Annotated in this window: 14 protein-coding genes; 11 read left to right on the top strand and 3 right to left on the bottom strand. The window is 63.7% G+C overall.

The features are described from left to right. Window positions 1-59: 59 nt before the first annotated feature. On the bottom strand, window positions 60-2,330 hold the full coding sequence (locus tag ABFC66_RS01980) for an NADP-dependent malic enzyme (RefSeq protein ID WP_346739273.1): 2,271 nt from the start codon (window positions 2,328-2,330) through the stop codon (window positions 60-62). A gap of 299 nt (window positions 2,331-2,629) precedes the next feature. Here ABFC66_RS01980 and mutS point away from each other — a divergent pair, with 299 nt between their 5' ends. Further along, window positions 2,630-5,290, top strand: a complete 2,661-nt coding sequence (mutS, locus tag ABFC66_RS01975) for a DNA mismatch repair protein MutS (protein ID WP_346739609.1) — start codon at window positions 2,630-2,632, stop codon at window positions 5,288-5,290. Here mutS and ABFC66_RS01970 read toward each other — a convergent pair. Then, window positions 5,287-5,583: a hypothetical protein gene (locus ABFC66_RS01970; RefSeq protein ID WP_346739272.1), complete on the bottom strand. Its 297-nt coding sequence runs from the start codon at window positions 5,581-5,583 to the stop codon at window positions 5,287-5,289. The two genes, mutS and ABFC66_RS01970, sit on opposite strands and share 4 nt — an antisense overlap. A gap of 257 nt (window positions 5,584-5,840) precedes the next feature. Between ABFC66_RS01970 and ABFC66_RS01965 the strand changes: the two genes are divergently transcribed. Continuing rightward, window positions 5,841-8,636 (top strand): [protein-PII] uridylyltransferase, encoded by a 2,796-nt coding sequence (locus tag ABFC66_RS01965; RefSeq protein ID WP_346739271.1) that lies wholly within the window; start codon window positions 5,841-5,843, stop codon window positions 8,634-8,636. A gap of 19 nt (window positions 8,637-8,655) precedes the next feature. Next, complete coding sequence (gene murJ / locus ABFC66_RS01960) at window positions 8,656-10,197, top strand: murein biosynthesis integral membrane protein MurJ (RefSeq protein WP_346739270.1); 1,542 nt, start codon at window positions 8,656-8,658, stop codon at window positions 10,195-10,197. Window positions 10,198-10,299: 102 nt separating this feature from the next. On the opposite strand, the gene ABFC66_RS01955 is transcribed toward murJ, so the two are convergent. Then, window positions 10,300-11,754: a catalase gene (locus ABFC66_RS01955; RefSeq protein ID WP_346739269.1), complete on the bottom strand. Its 1,455-nt coding sequence runs from the start codon at window positions 11,752-11,754 to the stop codon at window positions 10,300-10,302. 204 nt (window positions 11,755-11,958) lie between these two features. Here ABFC66_RS01955 and trpS point away from each other — a divergent pair, with 204 nt between their 5' ends. From trpS to rimI, 8 genes are all read left to right on the top strand, one after another. Beyond that, window positions 11,959-12,978 (top strand): tryptophan--tRNA ligase, encoded by a 1,020-nt coding sequence (trpS, locus tag ABFC66_RS01950; RefSeq protein ID WP_346739268.1) that lies wholly within the window; start codon window positions 11,959-11,961, stop codon window positions 12,976-12,978. Window positions 12,979-13,057: 79 nt separating this feature from the next. Then, window positions 13,058-14,137: a DUF2333 family protein gene (locus ABFC66_RS01945; RefSeq protein WP_346739267.1), complete on the top strand. Its 1,080-nt coding sequence runs from the start codon at window positions 13,058-13,060 to the stop codon at window positions 14,135-14,137. Between the two features lie 42 nt (window positions 14,138-14,179). Continuing rightward, window positions 14,180-14,671 (top strand): universal stress protein, encoded by a 492-nt coding sequence (locus ABFC66_RS01940; protein ID WP_346739266.1) that lies wholly within the window; start codon window positions 14,180-14,182, stop codon window positions 14,669-14,671. A gap of 64 nt (window positions 14,672-14,735) precedes the next feature. Next, window positions 14,736-15,527 carry an MBL fold metallo-hydrolase gene (locus ABFC66_RS01935; protein WP_346739265.1) on the top strand — a complete coding sequence of 264 codons (792 nt, stop codon included), beginning with the start codon at window positions 14,736-14,738 and terminating at the stop codon, window positions 15,525-15,527. Between the two features lie 178 nt (window positions 15,528-15,705). Continuing rightward, window positions 15,706-16,263, top strand: coding sequence for a NifU family protein (locus ABFC66_RS01930; RefSeq protein WP_346739264.1), 558 nt, complete (start codon window positions 15,706-15,708; stop codon window positions 16,261-16,263). 113 nt (window positions 16,264-16,376) lie between these two features. Further along, a complete protein-coding gene (locus ABFC66_RS01925; protein ID WP_346739263.1) occupies window positions 16,377-16,970 on the top strand; it encodes a malonic semialdehyde reductase in 594 nt (197 codons plus the stop codon). Then, complete coding sequence (gene tsaB / locus ABFC66_RS01920; protein ID WP_346739262.1) at window positions 16,900-17,679, top strand: tRNA (adenosine(37)-N6)-threonylcarbamoyltransferase complex dimerization subunit type 1 TsaB; 780 nt, start codon at window positions 16,900-16,902, stop codon at window positions 17,677-17,679. The genes ABFC66_RS01925 and tsaB overlap by 71 nt, the downstream gene beginning before the upstream one ends. After that, a complete protein-coding gene (gene rimI, locus ABFC66_RS01915) occupies window positions 17,676-18,149 on the top strand; it encodes a ribosomal protein S18-alanine N-acetyltransferase (protein WP_346739261.1) in 474 nt (157 codons plus the stop codon). Before tsaB ends, rimI begins: the two co-directional genes overlap by 4 nt. Window positions 18,150-18,235 lie beyond the last annotated feature (86 nt).

Genomic DNA, 18,235 nt, shown 5'->3' with positions numbered 1-18,235 from the left:
GCAAATGAGGGGAGCGCAAGCCCTGTTGCCGGTGCGGAAAGCTCCGCGCCGGTATCTTCTCAGCGGCCGAGATTGTAGGCCGCGAGCGCCGCGATGTTGACGAGCTCCGACACATTGGCCCCGATCGGAGCGATCTGCACCGAACGCTTCAACCCGACGAGCAGCGGGCCGATCAGCGTCGCCTGACCGAGCGACTTCAGCATCTTGGTCGAGATCGAGGCGGCGTGGATCGCCGGCATGACGAGCACGTTCGCCGTGTCCGAAAGACGGCAGAAGGGATAGAGCGCCATGGCTTCGCGGTTGAGCGCGACATCGGGGGCCATTTCGCCGTCATACTCGAAATCGACGCCGCGACGGTCGAGGATCTGGATCGCCTCGCGGATGCGTTCCGAACGTTCGGCCATCGGGTTGCCGAAGGTCGAATAGGCGAGCATGGCGACGCGCGGCTCATAGCCGAGACGGCGCGCGACATCCGCCGCCTGTTCCGCGATGTCGGCGAGTTCTTCCGCCGTCGGCATTTCATGCACATTGGTGTCGGCGACGAGAACCGTCTGACCCTTTGCGACGGCGAGCGTCACGCCGATGGCGCGGCGGCCTTCGACCGGATCGATGACGCGCAGCACGTCCTCGAGCGCGACGGCATAGTTGCGGGTTACGCCCGTCACCATCGCGTCCGCGTCTCCGAGCTCGACCATGATCGAGGAGAAGATGTTGCGATCGTTGTTCACGAGGCGCGCGCAGTCGCGGAGCAGATAGCCCTTGCGCTGCAGGCGCTTGTAAAGGAACTCGGTATAGGCCGGGTTGCTCTCCGAAAGCCGCGCGTTGCGGATGTCGAGATCGGTATTGGGGTCGAGGCCGATATTGCGCAGCGTTTCGCGCACCAGCTCCTCGCGGCCGATCAGGATCGGATGGCCGAGGCCGGTGTCGCGGAAGGTGATCGCGGCGCGGATCACGCGCTCTTCCTCGCCCTCGGCGAAGACGACGCGCTTGGGATCGCGGCGCACCTTGTCGGTGATGACCTGGAGCATGCCGGCCGTCGGCGAGAGACGCGCCGAAAGCTGGTTCCTGTAGGCATCCATGTCGACGATCGGATGGCGCGCGACGCCGGAATCCATCGCGGCCTTGGCAACCGCCGGCGGGATTTCGCGGATCAGGCGCGGATCGAAGGGCACGGGGATGATGTAGTTGCGGCCGAAGCGCGGACGCTCGCCGTGATAGGCGGCGGCGACTTCGTCCGGCACGTCCTCGCGGGCAAGCTTGGCGATGGCGCGGGCGCAGGCGATCTTCATCTCCTCGTTGATCGAGGTTGCGCGCACGTCGAGCGCGCCGCGGAAGATGTAGGGGAAGCCGAGGACGTTGTTGACCTGGTTGGGATAGTCCGAGCGGCCCGTGGCGACGATGGCGTCGTCGCGGACGGCGGCCACTTCCTCCGGCGTGATTTCCGGATCGGGATTGGCGCAGGCGAAGATGATGGGCTTCGGCGCCATCGACTTGATCATGGCGGGTGTGAGGGCGCCCTTGGCCGAGAGGCCGAGCACGATGTCCGCGCCTTCCATGGCTTCTTCGAGCGTGCGCGCCTTGGTGGCGACGGCATGGGCCGACTTCCACTGGTTCATGCCTTCGGTGCGGCCCTGATAGATGACGCCCTTGGTGTCGCAAAGGATCGCATTGTTATGCGGCAGACCCATCGCCTTGACGAGCTCGAGGCAGGCGATGCCTGCCGAGCCTGCGCCGTTGACGACCATCTTTACGTCCTTGATATCCCGGCCGGTGAGATAGAGCGCATTGATGAGGCCGGCCGCCGTGATGATCGCCGTGCCATGCTGATCGTCATGGAACACCGGGATGTTCATGAGCTCGCGCAGGCGGCTTTCGATGATGAAGCAGTCGGGGGCCGAAATGTCTTCGAGGTTGATGCCGCCGAAGGAGGGCCCGAGATAGCGCACCGCGTTGATGAAGGTGTCCGGGTCCTTCGCCTTCACGTCGATTTCGAGATCGATCGAGTCGACATCGGCGAAGCGCTTGAAGAGGACGGCCTTGCCTTCCATGACCGGCTTCGAGGCCAGCGCGCCGAGATCGCCGAGACCGAGGATCGCCGTGCCGTTCGAGATGACCGCGACCAGATTGCCCTTGGCCGTGTAGTCATAGGCCGCGTCCGGGTTCTCCGCGATGGCGCGAACCGGCACCGCGACGCCCGGGGAATAGGCGAGCGAGAGGTCGCGCTGCGTCGCCATCGGCTTCGTCGCGTTGATCTCGATCTTCCCGGGCTTCCCTTGGGAGTGGAAGAGGAGCGCTTCCTCGTCGGTAAACTGGTTGCGTTTTTTGCTCATGATGGCTTCGATCCGGACGCGGGCGTGAAGTTGTCCACAGGGGTGCTGGCAGGCCCGCTTTTTAGGCCCCTGAAGGTCCAATAACAAGCGAAGTTGGTTGATTTAAGCCGAAGATCCGATTTAAGGGCGCTCTTTTTTGGCTCCCTCTTTTCGGACGGGGCCGATCTGTTAGGCTCCGCCCCATGTCCGAACCTGCATCCAGCCCCATGTCCGCTCCGTTCGCCGGCACTCCCGCCGAAATCGAGGAAGACGCCCCCGAAGCCGGGGCGGCGCCCGCCATTCCGGCCGATGCCACCCCCATGATGGCGCAATATCTGGAGATCAAGCACGCCTATCCGGATGCGTTGCTCTTCTACCGCATGGGCGATTTCTACGAATTGTTCTTCGACGACGCGGTGAAGGCTGCCGAGGCGCTGGACATCGCGCTGACCAAGCGGGGCAAGCATCTGGGCGAGGATATCCGCATGTGCGGCGTTCCGGTCCATTCCCATGAGAGCTATCTCGAGCGCCTGATCCGGGCGGGTTTCAAGGTCGCCGTCTGCGAGCAGACCGAGGACCCCGCGGAGGCCAAGAAGCGCGGCTCGAAATCCGTCGTCCGCCGCGAGGTCGTCCGGCTGGTGACGCCGGGCACGCTGACCGAGGACACGCTGCTCGACGCGCGCGCCCATAATTACCTCGCCGCCCTCGCCCGCACCGGCGCCGATCAGACCTTCGGCCTTGCCTGGGCGGATGTCTCGACGGGTGAATTCGAGGTGACGAGCGTTTTGGAAGGGGCGCTTGGCGCGGAGCTTGCCCGCCTCGATCCGGGCGAGCTTCTGGTCGCCGACAGCTTTTTCCGCGACGAGGCGCTTTCGGGGCTCATCGCTCAGCATGTGGGCTCGGTGACGGCGCTTCCCGGCGCGCGCTTCGACTCGGGCGCTGGCGAAAGGCGCCTCAAGGCGCATCTCGGCGTCGGCGCGCTGGACGGCTTCGGCAGCTTTTCACGGCCCGAGATCGCGGCCATGGGCGCTCTGCTCGATTATGTGGAGCTGACGCAGGTGGGCCGCATGCCCGCCCTCCAGACGCCGCGCCGCGTCGCGACCGGCGCCGCCATGGCGATCGATGCGGCCACGCGTGCCAATCTCGAACTCATGAAGACGCTGAAGGGCGAGAGCAAGGGGTCGCTTTTTTCAACGATCGACCGGACCGTGACGGGCGCGGGTGCGCGTGAACTCGGTGCGCGGCTTGCAGCGCCGCTCACCGATCCACATGCGATCAATCAACGGCTCGATGCGGTCGAATGCTTCGTCGAGGGCCGCGATCTTCGCGCCCGGCTTCGTGCGGAGCTTCGCGCCGCGCCCGACATGGCGCGCGCCCTGACGCGCCTCTCGCTCGGCCGCGGCGGCCCGCGCGATCTCGCCGCAATCCGCGACGGCCTCGGCGCTGCTCACGCGTTGGCGCGGCTTCTCGACCAGGCCCACCCTTCCCTCCTGCCGCTGCCGAAGGAAATCTCCGATACGGCGGACGCGCTCAGGAGCGTTGCCGCGGCGCTGCGCGACCGGCTTGCCCATATGCTTGCGCAGGACCTGCCGCTCATCGCGCGGGACGGTGGCTTCATCGCGGCGGGCGCTTCCGCGCCACTCGACGAGCTGCGCATGCTGCGCGACGAAAGCCGCCGACTCATTGCGGGGCTTCAGTCGAAATATGCCGATGAGACGGAGGTTTCCGTGCTTAAGGTCCGGCACAACAATGTGTTGGGCTATTACATCGAAGTCGGGCCGAAACATGCCGAGCGCATGATGGCGCCACCGCTGTCGCAGAATTACATCCACCGCCAGACCCTGGCGAACGCAGTGCGCTTCACCACCGGCGAACTTGCAGATCTCGCAAGCCGTATCGCGGAGGCCGCGGGCCGCGTTCTCGAAATCGAGCTTGGCCTGTTCGACGAACTCGTCGCCGCGACGCTGGAAAAGGCGGACGCCATATCGCGCGCCGCCTCTGCGCTCGGCTCTCTCGACGCCACGCTGGCGCTGGCCGAACTCGCGGTCGAGCGGCGCTATGCGCGGCCTCGCGTCGACGACAGCCTCGCCTTTCGCATCAAGGGCGGTCGTCATCCGGTGGTCGAAGCCGCGCTCGAGCGCGAAACGAGCGCATCGCCTTTCGTGCCGAATGATTGCGACCTGACCGGCGAAGGCGAGGAGGCACATCGGCTCTGGCTTCTCACCGGTCCGAACATGGCGGGTAAATCGACCTTCCTCCGGCAGAATGCACTGATCGCCATTCTCGCTCAGATGGGAAGTTTCGTGCCTGCCGAGGACGCGCATATCGGCACGGTAGACCGCCTCTTTTCCCGAGTCGGCGCAGCGGACGATCTCGCGCGCGGCCGCTCGACCTTCATGGTCGAAATGGTCGAGACGGCAGCGATCCTCAATCAGGCGGGTCCTCGCGCTCTGGTCATCCTCGACGAGATCGGGCGCGGCACGGCGACCTTCGACGGCTTGTCTATCGCCTGGGCGGCGGTCGAGCATCTGCACGAAGTGAACCGTTCGCGTGCCCTCTTCGCCACCCATTACCACGAGCTGACGGCGCTCGCCGAAAAGCTGCCGCATCTCGCCAATGCGACGATGAAGGTCAAGGAATGGGAAGGCGACGTCGTCTTTCTGCATGAGGTCGGACCCGGTGCCGCCGACCGCTCCTATGGCATTCAGGTGGCGAAGCTCGCAGGGCTTCCCGCCGCCGTCATCCATCGTGCCCGCGAGGTGTTGACCGCCCTCGAAAAGGATGGGTCGAGCGATCGCGCCCATGTGCTGATCGACGATCTGCCGCTTTTTTCGGCATCGGCGAAGCCAGCCCCCGCGGTCCCTCAAAAGAGCGCGGTCGAGGAAGCGCTGCGCGACATCAGCCCCGACGAGCTGACGCCGCGCGAGGCGCTCGATCTTCTCTATCGGCTGAAGACCCTTCTGCCTCCGACTGGCGCCTAGAGACTATCGGGCTTCACATACATGTCCGAAATAGCGGACTGCAGGTCATGCGCGCCATCGATCGCGTTGCCGCTCTTGCAGGCTTGCTCGCCCTTCTGCGCTTCCGCGCTCGCCGTCTTCCAATAGGGAAGACCTTCCTTGAAAGGCTTCAGGAACTGATACTGGCTTTCGAGCTTCGTGCAGAGATTCCGGGCGTCGCCGGCACCCAGTTCGTCACTGGATGCGGCAAGGGCGGAAGCGACCGAACTCGCGAGAAGGGCAACGAATGCGGCCGAAAACAGAAGCCGGTTCATGGCGTTCTCCTTTCTGCTTTCTTGCCCCCCACCGCCATGGACATAGGCCTTGTGGCCGCGACGAAAAGAGAACACTGCCTTAAACCTCGGCAATGCTGCGTTCATGCTCGTGTCATGCTCTAAAGATGGCTACCTGGCCTCGCCGGAGGCCAAAAAACCGGTGCGCTGCGTTGCGAACGGCACCATATTTGCGACGCTGCCTTGCTATATGATGCGTTGAATTGCCGGACTTCCGGCTCCGAAGGAGTGGCCCTTTCATGGCCCGCATGTTGCCGAGCCTTCTCGAAATCGTCGATCCGTCGCGCCTCGCCGCCGACCTCGACGAGGTTGCCGTTCGCCATCAGGGCGACGAAATCGCGCTGAAGCGCGAACTTGTCTCGGTTTTGAAGCGGACACTCGCTGCCGGGCGGGCCAAGGCGCGCGAAAGGCTGGAACAGGGCGCCCATCGCGGCCGCGTCTGCGCCGAGAGCCTTTGCTACCTGCAGGACACGATCATCCGGGCGCTGCACGATGTGACGATTACGCGCGTCTTTCCGGTCGGCAATCCGAGCGAGGCGGAAAAGATCTGCATCGCGGCCGTCGGCGGCTATGGACGCGGCGCGCTGGCGCCGGGTTCCGACATCGACCTCCTCTTTCTGCGTCCCTACAAGCAGACCCCCTGGGGCGAGAGCGTCGTAGAATACATGCTCTATGTCCTGTGGGATCTGGGGCTCAAGGTCGGACACTCGACGCGCTCGGTTGCCGATTGCGTCCGGCTCGCGCGCGAGGATTTCACGATCCGCACCGCGCTCCTCGAATCTCGCTACCTTCATGGCGATGAAGCCCTCTTCGACGAATTCGAGAAGCGTTTCGACGCCGAGGTCGTGAAAGGCACCGGCAACGAATTCGTCGAGGCGAAGCTTGCCGAGCGCGACGGGCGTCACGCCCGCGCTGGCGAGAGCCGCTATCTCGTCGAGCCGAATGTGAAGGAGGGCAAGGGCGGCCTCCGCGATCTCAACACGCTTTTCTGGATTGCAAAATATATCTACCGCGTGAAGCAGCCTTCCGATCTGGTCGGCGTCGGCGTTTTCACGCGTTCGGAATATGCGACCTTCCGCAAGGCGGAGGATTTTCTCTGGGCGGTGCGCTGCGAGCTGCACTTCCTCACCGGTCGAGCGGAGGAGCGCATCACCTTCGACCTCCAGACAGAAATGGCGAACCGCCTCGGCTATCAGGGGCATGGCGGTTTGAAGGCCGTCGAGCGCTTCATGAAGCACTACTTCCTTGTTGCAAAGGAAGTGGGCGATCTCACGCGCATCTTCTGCGCGGCGCTCGAGGAGCAGGAAAAGAAGAAGAAGCCCGGCATCGGGCGCTTCATGCAGGTGCTCCGCCGCAAGCGGAAGATGATGAAGGGTTTCAAGCTCGAAGGCGGCCGTCTCGCATTCCAGAGCGACAAGATGATCGAGCAGGACCCGATCAGCATCATCCGCATCTTCCACCTGGCGGATGCGCATTCTCTCGAACTTCATCCCGATGCGCTGAAGCTCGTCACGCGCTCGCTGAAATATATCGGCGCCGATCTCCGTGCCGATCCGGAGGCGAACCGCCTCTTCCTCGAAATCCTGACCTCGGAAAAAGATCCCGAGCATACGCTGCGCATGATGAACGAGGCAGGCGTGCTCGGCCGCTTCGTTCCCGATTTCGGCCGCATCGTCGCGCTGATGCAGTTCAACATGTATCACCACTATACGGCGGACGAACATCTGCTGCGCGCCATCGGCATTCTGTCCGAGGTGGAGAAGCGGAAGGAGGAGGACGACCATCCGCTCGCCAATGAATTGATGCAGAAGGTGCAGAGCCGCGCGGCGATGTACATGTCCGTCTTTCTGCACGACATCGCCAAGGGCCGCGAAGAGGATCATTCGGATGCGGGCGAACGCATCGCGAAGCAACTCTGCCCGCGCCTCGGCATGAGCGACGGCGAAACGGAATCGGTCGCCTGGCTCGTCAAGAACCATCTCGTGATGAGCGATGTGGCGCAGAAGCGCGACATTTCCGATCTGCGCACCATCCGCGATTTCGCAAGCCTCGTGCAGAGTCCCGAGCGTTTGAAGATGCTCTTCATCCTCACCGTGGTCGACATCAAGGCGGTCGGCCCCGGCGTGTGGAACGGCTGGAAGGGTCAGCTCCTGCGCGAGCTTTATTACGAGACGCTTGCCGTTCTTCAGGGCGGCGACGCGCTACTCAATCGCGCGAACCGTATCGCGACGGCGAAGGCCGCGCTTCGCGAGCGCCTGTCGGATTGGCCTGCCGAAGATTGGGGTGCCTATGTCGCGCGTCATACCGAGGCCTATTGGCTCTCCTTCGACACCAATGTGCTGGAACGTCAGGCGCGGCTGATATCCGCCGCGAAGGAGGCGCTGACCGTCTCGGCGCAGTCGGAGCCGACGCGCGATGTCACGGAAGTCACGCTATATGCGCAGGACCATCCGGGCCTCTTCTCGCGCTTTGCCGGCGCCTGCGCCATTCTCGGCATGAACATTGTCGACGCCAAGATCTTCACCACGCGCGACGGCATGGCGCTCGACACGCTCTGGGTGCAGGACCAGCATGGCGGCGCCATCGGCGAAGAGCGCCGCGTGAAGCGTCTCGAAGAAACCATGCGCAAGGTGCTCTCGGGCGAGGTGCTGCCGCCCGACGCGATCGAGCAGCGCTTCAAGGGCGAAAACCGCACGGAGGCCTTCAGCGTCGCGCCGCAGGTCTTCATCGACAATGAGGCCTCGGATGCCTTCACGGTCATCGAGGTGAACGGTCTCGACCGGCCGGGTCTTCTCCACGCGCTCACCAAGGCGCTGTTCCATCTGGGGCTGACCATCGGCTCCGCCCATGTCGCCACCTATGGCGAGCGTGCCGTCGACGTCTTCTATGTGAAGGACGTGATCGGTCACAAGGTCACCAACGCCAACAAGAAGAAGGCCGTCGAGCGGCATCTGCTTGAGGCGCTGGCCGATCCGATGGCGAAGGCGCGGCCCGCGAAGGCGCGCCGCCGTGAGGAAACGGCGGCTGCGGAATGAATGGCGGGCGCTTGATCCGATGAATCTCCTGCGTTCAGCCGCGACCGTCGGCGGCACCACTTTCCTGAGCCGCGTCCTCGGCTTCCTGCGAGACATGATGGTGGCCTCGGCGCTGGGCACCGGTCCTATCGCCGATGCCTTCTTCGTCGCCTTCCGCTTTCCCAACATGTTCCGCGCGATCTTCGCGGAAGGGGCCTTCAATTCGGCCTTCGTGCCCCTCTTTGCCAAGAGGCTCGAAGGTGAAGGCGAGGCGTCGGCGCGCCGCTTTGCGGAAGACGCGACCTCGGTGCTGCTGACGGGGCTTCTCGTCTTCACGATCCTGGTCGAGATATTCATGCCCTGGCTGATGTGGCTCTTCGCGCCGGGCTTCGGCGACGATCCGCAGAAGCATGAATGGGCCGTGCAGTTCACCCGCGTGAACTTTCCTTATCTGCTCTTTATTTCTCTCACCGCCGTTCAGTCTGCGATCCTGAATTCATTGGGCAAGTTCTTCGCGGGCGCCGCCGCGCCGGTGATGCTCAACATCACCATGATCGTCGCGCTCTGGTTCGTCGTCCCGCTCGCCACCAATCCGGGCCTCGCGCTTTCATGGGGCGTCATGGCGGCGGGCATCATCCAGTTCGTCTGGCTCGCGATCTCCTGCCACCGCGCGAACATGTCGCTGAGCCTGCGCCTGCCGAAACTCACGCCCGAAGTGAAGCATCTCCTGCTGCTCGCCGTGCCGGGGCTCATCTCGGGCGGCATCGGCCAGCTCAATCTCACCATCGGCACGATCATGGCATCGTGGCAGGAAGGTGCAGTCTCCTGGCTCTATTATGCCGACCGCATCTATCAGTTTCCGCTGGGCGTCATCGGCATCGCCATCGGTGTGGTGCTGTTGCCCGATCTGTCGCGGCGCTTGCGTGCGGGCGATGGCGATGGCGCGCATTGGAGCCAGAACCGCGCCATCGAATTTTCGATGCTTCTGACGGTGCCTGCCGCCGTCGCGCTGGCGATCATTCCTTATGAGATCATCAAGGTGCTGTTCGAGCGTGGGCGCTTCCACGAGATTGACACGCATGCGACCGCGCTCGCGCTGCTGATCTATGCGGTGGGCCTGCCCGCCTTTGTGCTCAACAAGGTTTTTTCGCCTGCCTTCTATGCGCGCGAGGATACGAGGACGCCGCTGCAATTCGCCGCCGTCTCCATCGCGGTCAACATCGCGTCGAGCATCACGCTCTTCCAGTTCTTCGGCTATGCGGGCATTGCGGCGGGAACGTCGATCGCCGCCTGGGTGAATACGGGCCAGCTTGGCTTGCGCCTCTGGAGGCATGGTCATTTCGTTCCGGACGCGCAGCTGATGAAGCGCCTGCCGCTTACCCTTCTCGCTTCGATCGGCATGGGTGCGGTTCTCTATGTGGGCGCGCATGTCCTCGCGCCCTGGTTCGGCCTTCGCTTCATCTGGAGCGTCTCGGTGCTGACCGGCCTCGTCGCGGGCGGCATGGTCGCCTATGCGATCTTCTGCCAGTTCACAGGCGCCGCACGCTATTCGGACATCATGCGCCTGCTGCGAAGGCGCTGAAGCGTCCCCCAAAATGGCAACGGCCCCGGCTTTTCCCTCGCCGGGGCCGCATTTCGCAAGGTGATCGCTGAGGAAGGAGACTGGCTCAGCGGCCTTGCGATCTCAGAGTTTCAGGCCGAGCCGTGCCGCGACGCCTGCGCCATAGGCGGGATCGGCCTTGGAGAAGTGGCCGATCTGGCGGCGCTGGATTTCTTCCGGCACCGTCTTCATCGCGCCGGCGATTGCATCCATCAGCGCTGCCTTCTGCTTGTCCGACATCAGGCGGAAGAGGTCGCCCGCCTGTGTGTAGTCGTCATTCCCTTCGCGGTGATTATAGCGGTCGGCATCGCCCGTGATCTTCAGCGGCGGCTCCTTGACGCTCGGATCTTCCTTCGGTCCGCCGAAGGAGTTCGGTTCGTAATTCACCGATCCGCCGCCATTGCCGTCGAAGCGCATCGCGCCGTCGCGGTGGTAGGTGTGGACCGGGCAGCGCGGACGGTTCACGGGCAGCGCATCCGCATTGGTGCCGACGCGATGGCGATGCGCGTCCGCGTAGGAGAAGATGCGGAATTGAAGCATCTTGTCAGGGCTATGGCTGATGCCGGGCACGACGTTCGCCGGGGAGAAGGTCGATTGCTCGACCTCCGCGTGATAGTTCTCCGGGTTCCTGTTCAGCGTCAGCACGCCCGCCTCGATCAGCGGAAAATCCTTGTGCGGCCAGACTTTCGTCAGGTCGAAGGGATTGTAGGGCGTCTTCCCGGCCTGCTCTTCCGTCATCACCTGCACCATGACGCGCCACTTCGGGAAGTCGCCGCGCTCGATCGCTTCATAGAGATCGCGCTGATGGCTTTCGCGATCCTCGCCGATGAGCTTCGTCGATTCCGCATCGGTGAGGTTCTCGATTCCCTGCATCGACTTGAAGTGGAATTTGACCCAGTAGCGTTCGTTCTTCGCATTGATGAAGCTGTAGGTGTGCGAGCCGAAGCCGTGCATGTGGCGCAGCGTTTTCGGGATGCCTCGATCCGAGAAGAGGATCGTGACCTGGTGCAGGCTTTCCGGCGAGAGCGACCAGAAATCCCACATTGCGGTCGGGTTGCGCATGTTGGTGCGCGGGTCGCGCTTCTGCGTGTGGATGAAGTCCGAGAACTTGTAGGGATCGCGCACGAAGAAGACCGGCGTGTTGTTGCCGACGAGATCCCAGTTGCCCTCTTCCGTATAGAACTTCACCGCGAAGCCGCGCACGTCGCGCTCGGCATCGGCCGCGCCGCGTTCGCCCGCGACGGTGGAGAAGCGCAGGAAGACCGGCGTCTCCTTGCCGTTGTGCTCGAAGAGCTTCGCCTTGGTGTATTTCGTGATGTCGTTGTTGACGCGGAAGACGCCGAAGGCCGCCGAGCCTTTGGCGTGCACCACGCGCTCGGGGATGCGTTCGCGGTTGAAATGCGCGTGCTTCTCGAAGAGCTGCCAGTCCTGAACCAGCAGCGGCCCGCGCGGGCCGGCGGTCAGCGCATTCTGGTTGTCGGAAACGGGGATGCCTGCGGCAGTGGTCAGGCGGTTCGGTTTGCCGGTCTGGTCGCTCATGGCGTCCTCCTAAATTAGAACGTCTCTAACTTATGGATCGGGGTGGCCGAGGTCAATATAGTTTAGAATAATTCTCAAAAAGAAACATAGATTTGCGCGATCCCTGCGGAAAAGCCGTGGCCGCCATTGCCAAGCGGGTGCCCTACGCAGCATAAACCTCGCCGGAACGGCCCACTGTCGGGCCTCGCGTGACGGACGATTTGAATGGAAAAGCCGACCAACCGCGTTTTCTCGGGCGTGCAGCCCACGGGCAACCTGCATCTGGGCAATTATCTGGGGGCGATCCGCAATTTCGTCGGGCTCCAGGACACGCATGAATGCATCTATTGCGTGGTCGACATGCATGCGATCACGGTCTGGCAGGACCCGAAAGAACTCGCCGCGAACACGCGCGAGGTCGCGGCCGCCTATATCGCCGCCGGCATCGACCCGAAGACGCACATCATTTTCAACCAGTCCAAGGTCCCGGCCCATGCCGAGCTTGCCTGGGTCCTGAACTGCGTCGCCCGCATCGGCTGGATGAACCGCATGACCCAGTTCAAGGAAAAGGCAGGCAAGGACCGCGAAAAGGCCTCCGTGGGCCTTTACACCTATCCGGTGCTGATGGCCGCCGACATTCTCGCCTATCGCGCGACCCATGTGCCGGTCGGCGAGGACCAGAAGCAGCATCTGGAGCTTGCCCGCGACGTGGCGCAGAAGTTCAACAACGACTTCGCGGAGACGGGCGGCACGGACTTCTTTCCGCTGCCTGAGCCTCTCATCATGGGCGAGGCAACGCGCGTCATGAGCCTGCGCGACGGCACCAAAAAGATGTCGAAGTCGGACCCGTCCGACTATTCGCGCATTACGCTCAAGGACGATGCCGACGCCATCGCGCTGAAGATCCGCAAGGCGCAGACCGATCCCGAGCCCCTGCCGGAGAGCGTCGAAGGGCTCGAAGGCCGCGCGGGCGCGGATAATCTCGTCGGTATCTATGCGGCTCTGTCCGGCCTTTCGAAGGCCGAAGTGATCGCGAAATTCGGCGGCCAGCCCTTCTCGGCCTTCAAGCCGGCGCTCGCCGACCTCGCGGTCGAAAAACTTTCGCCCATCACCGGCGAAATGAAGCGCATGCTGGATCAGGACCGCACCTATATCGACGATGTGCTCGTAAGCGGCGCCGAACGCGCCAACGCCATCGCGGAGCCGATCTACCGCCGCGTCCGCGAGATCGTCGGTTTCATCTGAAGGCGGTATGAAGCGCGTCTTGACCGAGGGGGAGCACTTCCCATCTAGTTAGGACGACAATCGACAGGAGCCGGAGAAAATGTCCTTTCGTGAAAATGTTGCGCGGTTGCGTGACTGGTGGAGGGACAGGTTCGAGAGCGCTGCGGACGGGCTTCGTCACCGCTGGATGTACCGCAAGGGCGGATCGTCCGGGGACACCGGCAACGGTACGCTTTTCTCGAAGCTCGACGAGCCCGGCTGGGGCGGCATCGTCTGGCGCGCGCTTGTCGCGCTTGTCGTCGTCATCCTGCTCTACTATCCGATCGGCATGCTGATGGTGAACCGGATCGACGACGATCCGGATTTCAAGCCTGCGGGCGCGAATGCCATCGGCGAAGGCGGCAGCCAGGCCGTGGCCATGATGACGGCGCTGATCGACCGCGAGGTCAACCAGAACAGCTGGACGGCGAACGATCCCTTCTTCCAGCCCGGCGCGATGCTCGACAACATGCCGAACTTTCAAACCGGCATCGTCAGCGCGCTGGCCCGCTTTTCCTTCGAGATGACCGATCAGGTCGGGCGTTCTCGCGGGAGCAGCGAAGCGGACCCCGACCTGCAGAAAGCTGCCGGGCTTCTCCAGTATCCCGGCGACGTCTGGATCTGGAATCCGACCGTTTCGCTCGCGATCAAGGCAAGCTCTGAATCCCAGTACCGCGCGGCGCGCCTGGCGCTCATCCGCTACAACCAACGGCTTGCCAAGGGCGAGGCGACCTTCGAGCGCCGCGCCGACAATCTCATGGCAACGCTTGATCGTTTTGCCAGCGATCTCGGCTCGCAATCGGCTGTGCTCGACACGGAAGTGCGCGAGCATTCGAGCTATTTCATCGACTCCAACGCCGACGACGTCTTCTACAACACCAAGGGCAAGCTCTACGGCTACTACCTGCTGACCAAGGGACTTGGCGAGGATTTCGCGCCGGTCATCAAGGAGAAGGGCCTGCAGAAGAACTGGGCGCAGCTCCTCGACACGTTCCGCGAGGCCGCCGCGCTTTCGCCCTGGGTCGTGGTCAATGGGGCGCCCGACGCCCAGTTCGAGCCGAGCCATCTTGCCGCACAGGGCTTCTACCTCCTGCGTGCCCGCACCCAGCTGCGCGAAATCACCAACGTCCTGCTCAAATAGCCGGCCTTGCCGCCCGTTCGCAGCGGTGGCAGCATGCGCCCCATGACCGAGCCTCGAAAGCCAGAACGGGCCATATCCAAGCGCCGCAAATTCCTCGTTGTGGCCGACGGCACGCCGGAGTCGGAAGTCGCCATTCATTTTGCGAGCCTGCGCGCGCAGCACACCGACGGCGTGGTGACGCTGCTTGCCGTCATTCCGCCTGCGGACAGCGCAGGCCAATGGCTCGGCGTTCAGAACCTCATGCGCGAGGAAGCGCGCGCCGAGGCCGAGGCCACGCTCCACAAGCTCGCCGCCCATGTGAACGATTATGCCGGGATCATGCCCGAACTCGTGATCCGCGAAGGGCTGCTGGCCGACGAGCTGCACAAGTTCATCGCGCAGGACAAGGACGTGGCGATCCTCGTTCTCGCGGCAGGCACCGGCAAAGATGGCCCCGGTCCCCTCGTCTCGACGGTCGGCGGCAAGGGCTTCCCGATCCCCGTCACTGTCGTTCCCGGCACGCTGACCGAAGAGGCGATCCGGGCGCTGGCGTAAGGCCGTGGGCATATTTCTTGCTGCCTTTCCGGCAACGCAGGAAATACCCCCGCAGGAGCCGCCAATGCCTTATCCCGTTGCAGAAAACTGGTACACGCGCACGGATATGGGCGATGGCGTCACGCTCCTGCTGGAGCCGCATGTCGACCGCCTCGAACAGGCGAATTTCTTTCACATCAAGGGCCGCGACCGCGATTTGCTGATCGACAGCGGAATGGGCATCGTGCCGCTGCGCGCCAGCTTCCCCGATCTCTTTGACGATGCGCGTCCGATCATCGCACTGGCGACGCATACGCATCTCGACCATATCGGCGCTGTGCATGAATTCGAGGAGCGCTGGGTGCATGGTGCGGAGGCCGGCGAAATGGCCAACCCGACCGGGGGCTTCACCACGCTCGTCTGCGCGGATTTCGACCCGACGATAAAGGCGCTTTTCGTCGAGGCAGGCTACGACCCGCTTGGCGAATATCTGATCCATGCGCTGCCGCATGAAGGCTACGACCCGCATTCCTATCGTCTGAAAGGCGGCGTGCCGACGCGAATTCTCGAAGACGGCGACATTGTCGATCTCGGTGACCGCCAGTTCGAGGTGATCCATGTTCCCGGCCACTCGCCGGGCTCGATCGCGCTCTGGGAGGCGTCGACGGGCCTCCTCTTTACCGGCGATGTGATTTACGACGGCCCCCTTCTCTTCGAGGGCCCCGGCATGGATGTGAATGTCTACGCGAAATCGCTCCGCAGGCTGATGGAACTGCCGGTGAGAACGGTTCATGCGGGCCATGATCCGAGCTTCGACAAGAAGCGCCTCGATGAAATCGTCGAGGTCTATTTCGAGCGTTGGCGTATGAGCCTCTGAACGCGTTTCGCGCAGATAAAGGCCGTGGCCTGCGGCAAGCTGCCTCAGGTCCTGGGCGGCTGACCGTTCTCGTGACTTGATTCCCTTCGTCTCGCGGTCCATCTATAAAGCGTCAATCCGTCGCAAAACCACGCGGTTACAAGGGTTTTTCCGAAAGCCGCGTTCAAGGACCGCGTCCATGTTCATCCAGACCGAAGCCACGCCGAACCCGGCGACCCTGAAGTTTCTGCCCGGCCGCGAGGTTCTGGGCGAGGGGCGAGCGGCCGATTTCCCGGATGAAGAGGCTGCGCGGCGTTCGCCTCTGGCCATGCGGCTTTTCGCGGTGGAGGGCGTTTCGGGCGTCTTTTTCGGTTCGGACTTCATCACGGTGACGAAGAGCGAAGGCGAGTGGCAGCATCTGAAGCCCGCCCTTCTCGGCGCCATCATGGAGCATTTCACCGGCGGCGCGCCGATCCTGTTCGGCGACCTCGCGGCGGGCGACGCCCATGCCGCGCATGAGGGCGAGGACGCCGAGATCGTGCGCGAAATCAAGGAAGTCCTCGATACGCGCATCCGTCCTGCCGTTGCGCAGGATGGTGGCGACATCACCTTCCAGGGCTTCGAGGACGGCGTCGTCTTCCTCGCCATGCAGGGGGCCTGCTCGGGCTGCCCCTCCTCGACCCTGACGTTGAAGCGCGGCGTCGAGAACACGCTGAAGCATTACGTCCCCGAGGTCAGGGAAGTCCGCGCCATCTGATTGTTTCATCTGCGCGTCATATTGTTCCACCTTCGGGGCTGGCGCCCGCGCGAGGCGGCGCTATCCTGTGCGCCCTTCAATATTCCTTTCGTACCTCCCGAGGAGACGGTTTCATGAGTGGTATCCTGAGCGAAGACGCGCTCGACACGCTTTTCCGCCATGCGCGCACGCATAACGCCTGGCAGGACAAGCCGGTCTCCGACGAGACCCTCTACAAGCTCTACGATCTCATGAAGTGGGGTCCTACCAGCGCCAATTGCTCCGCCGCTCGCATCGTTTTCGTGAAGTCGAAGGAAGCGAAGGAAAAGCTCGCCCCTGCCCTTTCGCAGGGCAATCTCGCCAAGACCGTGGCGGCGCCTGTGACCGCCATCATCGGCTATGACGTCGAGTTCTATGAGCGCCTGCCGGAGCTCTTCCCGCATGCGCCGGAAGCCAAGACCTGGTTCAACTGGTCGAAGGAATGGGCCGAGCAGACGGCCTTCCGCAACGGTTCGCTGCAGGGCGGTTATTTCATTCTCGCCGCGCGTGCCCTTGGCCTCGATTGCGGACCCATGTCGGGCTTCGACATGAAGAAGGTCGACGAAGCGTTCTTCGCCGGCACAAGCGTCAAGGTCAACTTCCTCTGCAATCTCGGCTATGGCAATCCGGACGGGCTTTTCGGCCGCAGCCCGCGCCTGGCCTTTGCCGACGTCTGCCAGATCGTCTGACGACGGAGCATCTGTCCTGACCCTTCTCGCATTCGATACGGCGCAAGGCGCCCTCTCCGCCGCCATTATTGGCGACGAGGGCGTCCTTGCGCATCGTTTCGAATTGCGAACGCGAGGCCACGCCGAAAATCTGATGCCGGTGCTGGAGGCCGTGATGGCGGAGGCGGGCGTGACCTTTGCCGATCTCGACGCCCTCGCCGTTACCGTGGGTCCCGGCACTTTCACGGGGCTGCGCGTCGGGCTTGCCGCCGCGCGCGGCCTCGCGCTTGCGCGGACCTTGCCGCTTGTCGGCGTGACGACGCTCGAGGCTTTGGCGGAGCCTGTCGGCGCGGAGCCCGTCGAAAGGATTGCGGCGGCCTTCGATGCCAAGCGCGGCGAAATCTATTTCCAGATTTTCAACGCGCGTCATGCGGCGCTGAGCGAACCCATGCTGGTCTCGGTCGAAGAGGCTGCCGATCATCTTCAGGCCGGGCCGGTCGTTTGCGTCGGCACCGGCGCGGGCCTGCTTGCGGCGGCCCTTGCCGCGAGAGGCGTGCAGGCCCGTCTTTCCGATGCGCCCGCCCAGCCCGACGCGCGATCGGTTGCGCGCATTGCCGCCGCCCGCCTCGCTGCGGACGGCGTCGCCGCGTTTCGCACCGCTCCCGCCCCGCTTTATCTGCGTGCGCCCGACGCCAAGCTGCCGGGCGGCATCGATCCCTTCGCGGCATGACCGGGCCCGATTTCGACATTCGCCCGGTCACGAGCGGCGCCGCGCCACGCCTCGCCCATGTCCACGCGGCCGGCTTCGAGGACCCATGGGGCGCCGACGCGATCAGGGACATCATCGCCATGCCCGGTACATTCGGGCTGATGGCGATGAGCGGCGACGATATTCCCGGCTTCGTGCTGGCGCGCGTTGCTGGCGACGAGGCCGAAATCCTCACCATCGCCGTGGCGGAAAGCCACCGCCGCCGGGGTCTTGGACGGCGTCTGATCGAAGCGGCTGCCGCCGCCGCGATCGCCGGGGGCGCGAATGTCCTGTTTCTCGAAGTCGCCGAGGACAATCCGGTGGCCATCGCCCTCTATCGGAGCCTCGGTTTCGAGACCGTCGGCCGCCGTCCGGGCTATTATCCGCGACGCGGCGGCACCCCGGTTGCGGCCCTGACCATGCGCCTCGATCTCGCCGAACAATCGCGATAAGCATTGCGTCAGCTGCGCTACATCGTCGCAAAACGGTTATAATTCAGGTGCTTAGTGTGTTATGAAGGGTGACGCGGATGTTCTGC

The sequence above is a fragment of the Parvibaculum sp. genome (genome assembly GCF_039680535.1).
Taxonomy (GTDB): Bacteria; Pseudomonadota; Alphaproteobacteria; order Parvibaculales; family Parvibaculaceae; genus Parvibaculum.
Note: the sequence above shows the minus strand (reverse complement) of the source record. Positions and strands in the feature narration are given on the sequence as shown.